Genomic DNA, 2,088 nt, shown 5'->3' with positions numbered 1-2,088 from the left:
TGTGGCTTCGACTTCGCTCAGCCAACGTTAGCTGAGCGGAGTCGAAGCTAGATAACTGGGTGGGACATTTTTTATCCGCAAGAGCCTTATAACGTCAGTTCGGATTAAGCTGACAAATTTTTAAAAACCAAAAGCCAAAAGTAAAAGCCTTGCTATGTAAGGCTTTTACTTTTGGCTTTTGAGAAAGGGTTTGTTACGTAAACCCTTTCTCAAATCCCGTTTCAAATTATTCAGCCCAACTATCCTGATAGCTGAGCAAAGTCTAAGCCTCTTTCAATTCATTGTTGGATCGAGTATATTAAAGAATCCATTTTGTCAATTTTTTTAATAAAAACCTAACATTTCAGAAATGAAGCATCGCAAAACTGTAAGATTGTTGCAAATAGCTTCACTTAATCATTAAAGGAATAGCTCAAAGTGACTAAAGGAACAGAAATCATTGCGATCGCTGCACGGGAAATTCTCGATTCGCGCGGCAAACCAACCGTTGAAGCGGAAGTCAAATTGGCAAACGGCGCAATCGGTCTCGCTCAGGTTCCCAGTGGTGCATCTACAGGAAGTTTTGAAGCCCACGAACTACGCGACGGCGATAAGCAACGCTATGGTGGCAAGGGAGTTTTAATCGCAGCCCGTAATATTACTGAAAAAATTCTGCCCGAATTAAAGGGTATAGATGCGCTCAATCAAGAACTCGTCGATCGCATCATGATCAAACGTGATGGTACACCCAACAAATCCGATTTGGGAGCCAACGCAATCTTAGCGGTTTCTCTGGCAACAGCTAAAGCTGCTTCGGCGGCAATCGGTCAGCCCCTATATCGTTATCTAGGAACCCCGCTATCCAATGTATTGCCCGTTCCTCTGATGAATGTCCTCAATGGTGGGGCTCACGCCGACAATAACGTCGATATTCAGGAGTTTATGATCGTGCCCGTGGGCGCACCCACTTTTAAGGAAGCATTGCGCTATGGTGCGGAAGTATTTGCCGCCCTTAGCTCGGTACTCCATGACAAGGGCTTGTCTACAGCCGTGGGTGACGAAGGTGGCTTTGCCCCCAACCTTGAGTCCAACCAAGCCGCTTTAGAACTACTCATTGATGCAATTATCAAGGCAGGTTACAAACCAGGAGAGCAGGTTGCGCTAGCCCTCGATGTTGCCTCCAACGAACTATTCAAGGATGGCAACTATGCGATCGATGGTAAATCCCTTACTCCTCAAGAGTTTGTTAACTACTACGAAGGCTTGATCTCGAAGTATCCCATCGTCTCTATCGAAGATGGCTTACAGGAAGATGAATGGGCTAGCTGGAAAGCGATGACCGATCAACTTACCCAAACCCAGTTAGTTGGTGATGATTTGTTTGTGACCAATAAGACTCGTCTAGAGCGCGGTATTCGCGAAGGTTGTGCCAGTGCAATTTTGATTAAGCTCAATCAAATTGGTAGTTTGACTGAAACGCTAGAAGCGATCGCTACTGCTGACAAAAACGGTTACCGCTCGGTAATCAGCCATCGTTCGGGCGAAACCGAAGACACTACCATTGCCGATCTTGCCGTCGCCACTCGCGCAGGTCAGATCAAAACAGGATCTCTCTGTAGAAGCGAGCGCGTTGCTAAGTACAACCGTTTATTGCGAATTGAAGCCGAACTTGGTAGTCAAGCTGTTTATGCTGGTGCGGTTGGTCTAGGACCTTCTCGCTAGATTTAGCTCCAGCTTGCGAGGCAAAGAAAAGAAGGTTGGCGCAAAGCGCCAACCTTCTTTTCTTTGCCTCGCGCTGCGAAAGATCATTTTTTTGAGAACTGACAAAAAATTTGCCAAAGCTCTTGTGTAAATGCACAAACTAGTATTATTATTAATAACGGTTCAATGGCGAGTGTAGCCAAGTGGTTAAGGCAGTGGTTTGTGGTACCACCATTCGTGGGTTCAATTCCCATCATTCGCCCTTTAAGATTCAAACCACAAAAACATAAGGAAGGTCATCTTGTGACCTTCCTTATGTTTTTGTGGCTATATTTTTGTGGCTTGATTGTATAGTCGTTTTAAATAACTTGTAGACGGGCTTCGACTTCGCTCAGCCCTCGGTGTAAG

Annotated in this window: 1 protein-coding gene and 1 tRNA gene; both read left to right on the top strand. The window is 45.4% G+C overall.

The window, feature by feature from the left end:
• Positions 1–417: 417 nt before the first annotated feature.
• On the top strand, positions 418–1,701 hold the full coding sequence (gene eno / locus AC805_RS12230) for a phosphopyruvate hydratase (protein WP_055075702.1): 1,284 nt from the start codon (positions 418–420) through the stop codon (positions 1,699–1,701).
• A gap of 168 nt (positions 1,702–1,869) precedes the next feature.
• Positions 1,870–1,942: transfer RNA gene (locus tag AC805_RS12225), tRNA-His, on the top strand.
• Positions 1,943–2,088: the final 146 nt, after the last annotated feature.

Origin of the sequence: Pseudanabaena sp. 'Roaring Creek' (assembly GCF_001402795.1) — a bacterium.
GTDB lineage: Bacteria > Cyanobacteriota > Cyanobacteriia > Pseudanabaenales > Pseudanabaenaceae > Pseudanabaena.
This window is presented reverse-complemented; position numbering and strand designations above follow the sequence as displayed.